Origin of the sequence: Streptomyces niphimycinicus, assembly GCF_018883605.1 — a bacterium.
GTDB classification, from domain to species: domain Bacteria; phylum Actinomycetota; class Actinomycetes; order Streptomycetales; family Streptomycetaceae; genus Streptomyces; species Streptomyces niphimycinicus.
This window is the reverse complement of sequence record NZ_JAHLEM010000634.1, coordinates 1-6,729: the sequence shown is the minus strand read 5'-3', so window position 1 is coordinate 6,729 and position 6,729 is coordinate 1. Positions and strand designations below refer to the sequence as shown.

Annotated in this window: 3 protein-coding genes and 1 pseudogene; 2 read left to right on the top strand and 2 right to left on the bottom strand. The window is 74.7% G+C overall.

Features of this window, described 5'->3' with window-relative positions; translation table 11 throughout:
- The coding region (locus tag KN815_RS38455; protein ID WP_216346452.1) for an ATP-dependent helicase at positions 1-2,367 on the bottom strand (2,367 nt) is incomplete at its 3' end.
- Positions 2,368-2,553: 186 nt separating this feature from the next.
- Positions 2,554-2,943, bottom strand: coding sequence for an MGMT family protein (locus KN815_RS38450; protein WP_216346451.1), 390 nt, complete (start codon positions 2,941-2,943; stop codon positions 2,554-2,556).
- A gap of 220 nt (positions 2,944-3,163) precedes the next feature.
- Between KN815_RS38450 and KN815_RS38445 the strand changes: the two genes are divergently transcribed.
- Together KN815_RS38445 and KN815_RS38440 are read left to right on the top strand one after the other, a co-directional pair.
- Positions 3,164-5,929 carry a lysylphosphatidylglycerol synthase transmembrane domain-containing protein gene (locus KN815_RS38445; RefSeq protein ID WP_216346450.1) on the top strand — a complete coding sequence of 922 codons (2,766 nt, stop codon included), beginning with the start codon at positions 3,164-3,166 and terminating at the stop codon, positions 5,927-5,929.
- 142 nt (positions 5,930-6,071) lie between these two features.
- A pseudogene (locus KN815_RS38440) lies at positions 6,072-6,729 on the top strand (alpha/beta fold hydrolase); the annotation flags it as partial.

The window sequence follows — 6,729 nt, the reverse complement described above, 5'->3', positions numbered from 1 at the left end:
CGCGGCGGCGTCGCGCAGCGCCTCCGAGGCGTCCGGGTCGACGGTGGTGGCGCGCAGCTCGGCGACGAGCGCGGCGACGGACAGCGGGCGGCGCGGCCGCTGGGTGACATCGGTGGGCGGGACGCCCAGTTCGGCGAGGAAGCGGGAGGGCTGGTCCCCGTCCTCGGAGGCGGCCTTGACGGCGGTGACCACGAGCCGCTCCTTCGCGCGGGTCGCCGCCACATAGAACAGCCGCCGCTCCTCGGCCAGCAGCGCGCCCGGCGGCAGCGGTTCGGCCAGCCCGTCCCGGCCGATCCGGTCGGCCTCCAGGAGCGAGCCGCGCCGCCGCAGATCGGGCCACAGCCCCTCCTGCACCCCCGCGACGACCACCAGGGCCCATTCGAGCCCCTTGGCGCGGTGGGCGGTCATCAGCCGTACCGCGTCGGGGCGGGCCATCCGGCGGGAGAGGGTGTCGGCGGCGATGTCCTGGGCGTCGATCTCCTCCAGGAAGTTGAGGGCGCCGCGGCCGCCGGTGCGCTCCTCGGCCCGGGCGGCGGTCTCGAACAGCGCGCACACCGCGTCGAGGTCGCGGTCCGCGTTCCGCCCGGCGGTGCCGCCGCGCTGCGCGGCCCGCTCCAGCCGGCCGGGCCAGGAGGTGCCGTCCCACAACTGCCACAGCGCCTGTTCGGCGGTGTCGCCCCGGGCCAGCGTCTCCCGGGCGGTGCGCAGCAGCAGCCCGAGCCGCTGGGCGCCGCGTGCGTACGCCGGGTCGTGGACGGCCAGCCGCTCCGGCTCGGCGAGCGCCTCGGCGAGCAGGACGTCGGAGGGGCGCGGCACCGCGCGTCCGGCGGACCGCTCCTCCTCGCGCAGCGCACGGCCCAGGCGGCGCAGATCGGCGGCGTCCATACCGCCGAGGGGCGAGGTGAGCAGGGTCAGTGCGGTCTCGACGCCGAGGACCGCGGACAGCCCGCCGCTGTCCGGCAGCGCGGCCGTGGCGGCGGCCCGCAGCGCGGTGAGCAGGGGGGCCACGGCGGGCTCATGACGCAGCGGGATGTCATCGCCGTCCACCTCGACGGGGACGCCGGCCGAGGTGAGCGCCCGGCGCACGCCGGGGATCGAGCGCCCCCCGGCGCGCACCAGGACGGCCATCTCACGCCAAGGCATCCCCTCCTCCAGATGGGCGCGGCGCAGGATGTCGGCGACGTTGTCGAGCTCGGCGCCCGCGGTGGGGTACGTATACGCCTCGACGCGGCCACCGCCGCCAACGGCCGCGAGCTCCCGATGCGCCCTTACGGCTCGCGCGGGCAGCCGGGTGAGCGGCATCCGCCCGGCGATCCGCCGGGTGGCCGCGAGCAGTTCGGCCCCCGAGCGGCGGGAGACGGTGAGGACCTCCAGGTCGGCGGGCCGTCCGTCCGCCCGCGGGAAGTCCTCGCGGAAGCGGAGGATGCCGCCCACGTCGGCGCCGCGGAAGGCGTAGATCGACTGATCGGGGTCGCCGAAGGCGAGCAGGGTCCTGCCGCCGCCCGCGAGCGCCCCCAGCAGCCGGCCCTGGGCCACGTCGGTGTCCTGGTACTCGTCGACGAACACGGCGTCGTACCGCCCCGCCAGCTCGGCCGCGACCTCCGGCCGCCCGGCGAGCAGCACCGCGCGGTGCACCAGCTCCGCGTAGTCCAGCACCCCCTGGGCATCCAGGACGTCGAGGTACTCGGCGAGGAAACCGGCCGCGGCGGACCAGTCGGGGCGCCCGGTGCGCTCGGCGAACTCCCCCAGCGCCCGTGGGCCCAGGCCCAGCTCCCGGCTGCGGGCGAGCACCGCGCGCACCTCGTCGGCGAAGCCCCGCGTGGTCAGGCAGGCGCGCAGGTCGTCGGGCCAGCGGACGAAGGCCCGGCCCTCGCGCGCCAGCTCGGCCTGCCCGGCGAGCAGCTCCCTGACGACGACGTCCTGCTCCGGTCCGGAGAGCAGCCGCAGCGGATCGACGAAGAGGTCGACGTCCTGGTGGGCACGGACCAGGGCGTAGCAGTAGGAGTGGAAGGTCGTGGCCCGTGGGGCGCTCGCACCGCCCAGGCGCGCGGCCATGCGGTCGCGCAGTTCGACGGCGGCCTTACGGCTGAAGGTGAGCACCAGGAGCCGCTCGGGGTCCGCGCCCTCGCGCACCCGGCGGGCCACCGCTTCCACGAGCGTCGTCGTCTTGCCCGTACCGGGCCCGGCGAGCACCAGCAAGGGGCCGCCCCGATGCTCGACCACAGCGCGCTGCCGTGCGTCCAGGACAGGAAGGGATCCGGGCTCCGGCCGATGACGGAGCAGGCGGTAGACGCCCGAGGAGGACTGCCGTGAGGAGGGCTGCCGCGCCTGCCGCTGCCGTGGAAGGGACGAGGGGGAGGAGCTCACGTTGGATCGCCGGTCCTGGTGGGTTGGCTGGGTGCGGGACAGCCTCTCATGCACGACGGGACCTCACCCGTATGGCTGTGGATACCGCCGGTAAGACGACCGCGGGCCCATCGCACATAGGTGCACACACCTCCGCGGACCCCGGCACGGCCACCGCGGCCCCGAGCGCCGGCGCATGCGGCCCCACTACCGGCCGTGGCCCTCCCCGCCCCCGTCCCACCGCGCCCTGGCCATGTCGATCCGCGGCACATGGCCCTCCGCCGAGCGCGCCGCCTCGCGCAGCGGGGTGCCCTCCTCGCGGTAGTGGTCAAGAGCGCGCAGCTCATGGCCGGGCAGCAGCACACCGTCCGCGCGCACCACCCGCCACCACGGCACGGCGCCCCCGTAGAGCGCCATCACCCGCCCCACCTGGCGCGGCCCGCCCTCCTCCAGCCATTCCGCGACATCCCCGTAGGTCATCACGCGGCCGGAGGGGATGGACTCGGCCACGTCCAGCACCCGCTCGGCGTACTCGGGCAGCTCGTCGGCGCCCTCCCCGTCCCCCGGCTCCCTGCTGTCCTCGCTCTCCCGGCTCATCCGCCCCATCCTGCCGCACCCCTCCGACAGCCCGGCCGACGGCCGCGCCGAGCGCCCCATGAGCGGTGTCGAGGGGCCCTCCCGGGGCGGATCGCGGTTCGATCACGCATTGTGCGGGAATCCTCAGCAGGGCGTACCATTCGGGGTCCACGTCCCCGAAATGCACCCTGATGCCCCCCTCCGCAGCCCGGGCATGCCACCATCTTCCGGGCGGTGACTGGTGATACGAGATCAAGAAGAGACGGCGAAGCAGCAGGGTGCGCAGCCTCCGGAGGAGGAGGCCCGCACCCCGGAGTCGTTGCCACACTCCAAGGCGCCGTCCGGCGGCCGGCAGGAGCCCCCGGAGGCGGGGGACGACTGCGGCCCGGACGGACCGGAGGGCCATGTGGACCGGGTCTCCGGGGACGAGCCGCTGCTGTCCGCCCGTGTCCACCGCCCCGCCGATCTGCTGCGGCTGCTGCTCGGCGTCCTCGGCATGGCCGTCGTCCTGGCCATCGCGGCCTTCGCCCACGGCACCACCGCGGGCCTGGAGAAGGACATCGGGCACGGCGCCAACCAGGCGCCCCCACTCCTGATCGACTTCGCGGGCCTCACGGCCGGGGTGGCCGTCCTCGTCCTGCCGGTGGCCTTCGCCTTCGAGCGGCTGGTCAAACGGGACGGGCTGCGGATCGCCGATGGCGTGCTGGCCGCGGTGCTGGCCCACGGGGTGTCCCTCGCCACGGACCTGTGGGTCGCCAGAGCCGCCCCCGGCTCGATCCACGAGGCGCTCACCCAGCCCGCACCCGGCGGCGCCTTCAGCGACCCCGTCCACGGCTATCTCGCACCCGTCATCGCCTATATGACGGCCGTCGGCATGGCCCGGCGCCCGCGCTGGCGGGTGGCCATGTGGTGCGTACTGCTGCTCGACGCCTTCGCGGTGCTCGTGGGCGGCTACACCACACCGTTCGCGATCATCCTTACGGTGCTCATCGGCTGGACGGTGGCCTACGGCACGCTCTACGCGGTCGGCTCCCCCAATGTGCGCCCCACGGGCCAGAACCTGCTCGCCGGGCTGCGCCGCGTCGGCTTCAACCCGGTCAGCGCCATGCGCGCCGAGGAGCCCCAGGACGAGCACGGCGGCCACGGCGACCGGAGCCGCCGCTATCTGGTCACCCTGGAGGACGGCCCGCCCCTGGACGTCACCGTGGTCGACCGGGAGCAGCAGGCCCAGGGCTTCTTCTACGGCGTCTGGCAGCGGCTGACCCTGCGGACGATCACCCCGCCCCGCAGCCTCCAGTCGCTGCGCCAGGCCCTGGAGCAGGAGGCGCTGCTCGCCTACGCGGCCATCGCGGCCGGGGCCAACGCGGCCAAGCTGATCGCCACCTCCGAGCTGGGCCCGGACGCCGTGATGCTGGTCTACGAGCATGTCGGCGGGCGTCCGCTGCACGCCCTGCCGGACGAGGCGATCACCGACGAGCTGCTGGCCGGGGCCTGGCACGAGGTCCAGGCGCTCCAGTCGCGGCGCATCGCCCACCGGCGGCTGGACAGCGACGCCCTGCTGGTGGACCGGAACGGCAGGGTCATCCTGACCGATCTGCGCGGCGGTGAGATCGCGGCCGGTGACGTGGTGCTGCGGATGGACGTCGCACAGTTGCTGACCACCCTGGGCCTTCGGGTGGGCGCCGAGCGCTCCGTGGCCGCCGCGGTGGCGGTCCTCGGCCCGGACGCGGTCGCCGACAGCCTGCCGCTGCTCCAGCCCCTGGCGCTCGGCCGGGGCACCCGCGCGACCCTGCGGCAGCTCGCGCGCGAGCGCGCCCAGCGCCAGCGGGACGCCGTCCTGGAGGCGTCACGCGCCGCCAAGGAGGCCAAGGAGGCGCAGGAGGCCGAGGAGACGAGCGCCCAGGAGGCCGGGGCCGCGGAGGCGGCCACCAGCGACCGCAGGACCAGCAAGGCCGAGAAGCAGGCGGAGAAGCGCGCCATAGAGGAGGCCCTGGAGGACGCCCGCGAGGAGGATCTGCTCTCCCAGATCCGGCAGCAGGTGCTGCTGGTGAGGCCACAGGCGCCGATAGAGCCCGAGCGGCTGGAGCGCATCAAGCCGCGCACCCTGGTCAGCTTCTGCGCGGGGGCCTTCGCCGCGTACTTCCTGCTGTCCCAGTTCACCCATCTCAAGCTGGGCGCCATGGTGGGCGAGGCCAACTGGATCTGGGTCATCTTCGCGCTCGTCTTCTCCGCGCTCACCTATCTGGCCGCGGCGCTGAGCCTGCTCGGCTTCGTCCCGGAGAAGGTGCCGCTGCCACGGACGGTGCTGGCGCAGGTCGCCGCCTCGTTCGTGAAGCTGGTGGCGCCCGCGGCGGTCGGCGGGGTCGCCCTCAACACCCGCTTCCTGCAACGCGCGGGGGTGCGGCCGGGGCTCGCGGTGGCCAGTGTGGGCGCCTCCCAGTTGTTCGGGCTCGCCAGCCATATCGTGCTGCTGCTGGTCTTCGGCTACATCACCGGCACCGAGCGCACCCCGGCGCTCTCGCCGTCCCGGACCGTGATCGCCGGGCTGCTGACGGCCGCCGTGCTGGTCCTGGTGGTGACCGCGATCCCCGTGCTGCGGAAGTTCGTGTCCACCCGGGTGCGGTCGCTGTTCGCGGGCGTCGTCCCGCGCATGCTGGACGTGCTCCAGCGGCCCAAGAAGCTGCTCACCGGCATCGGCGGCACCCTGCTGCTGACCGCGGCGAACGTGATGTGCCTCGACTCCGCGATCCGGGCGTTCGGCGGTGAGCTGAGCTACGCGAGCATCGCCGTCGTCTTCCTCGCGGGCAACGCCTTGGGGTCGGCGGCGCCCACCCCCGGCGGTGTGGGCGCGGTCGAGGCCGCCCTGATCGCGGGTCTGACCTTCGCCGGGCTGCCGTACGAGACCGCCGCGCCCGCGGTGCTGCTCTTCCGGCTGATGGTCTTCTGGCTGCCGGTGCTGCCCGGCTGGGTGGCCTTCACCCACCTCACCCGCAGAGAGGCGCTGTAGGGGCCCTGGACGCCCCGTCGGAGCCCTCCCGCGGGCACCGGCCGCCCGGCCTCCCCTCTCACCCGTACGCCCCCGCTGTGCGCGCGCCGGGCGCCCGCCGCCCGCAGGATGGCGATACGCCGCCACCCCCGGGAGGGCCGCCGTGTCCCGACCTCTGCGCCTCGGTGCGCTGTCCACCGCCCTGCTGCTGGCCGTCCTGGCCGCCGGATGCGGTAGCGGCGGCGGACGGCCGGACACCTCGGCCCATCAGAAGCTGCACTGGTCCAGTTGCCCCGCCCCCTCCTCGAGCCAGGACGCGGCCGCCACCAAGGCCCCGGGCGGGCAGTGGGAGTGCGCGACGCTCCACGCGCCGCTGGACTACCGCAAGCCGCACGGCCGGGCCATCGGCATCGCCATGATCCGCGCCAAGGCCACCGACCAGCGCCACCGGATCGGCTCGCTGATCTTCAACTTCGGCGGCCCCGGCGGTTCCGGCGTGGCCACCCTCCCGGCCCTCGCCAACAGCTACAAGCAGCTTCGCACCCGCTACGACCTGGTCAGCTTCGATCCGCGCGGGGTCGGCCGCAGCAGCGGGGTGCACTGCCTGGGGGACCGGCAGCTCGACGCCTTCTACGCCGCCGACTCCACCCCGGACGACAAGGCCGAGGTGAACAGCCAGCTCCGCCGGGTCAGGACCTACGCCGCCGCATGCGAGAAGAACTCCGGCACGATCCTGCCCTACGTCGGTACCACCAACGCCGCCCGCGACATGGACCTCATGCGGCGCGTCCTCGGCGACAAGAAGATGCACTACTTCGGCG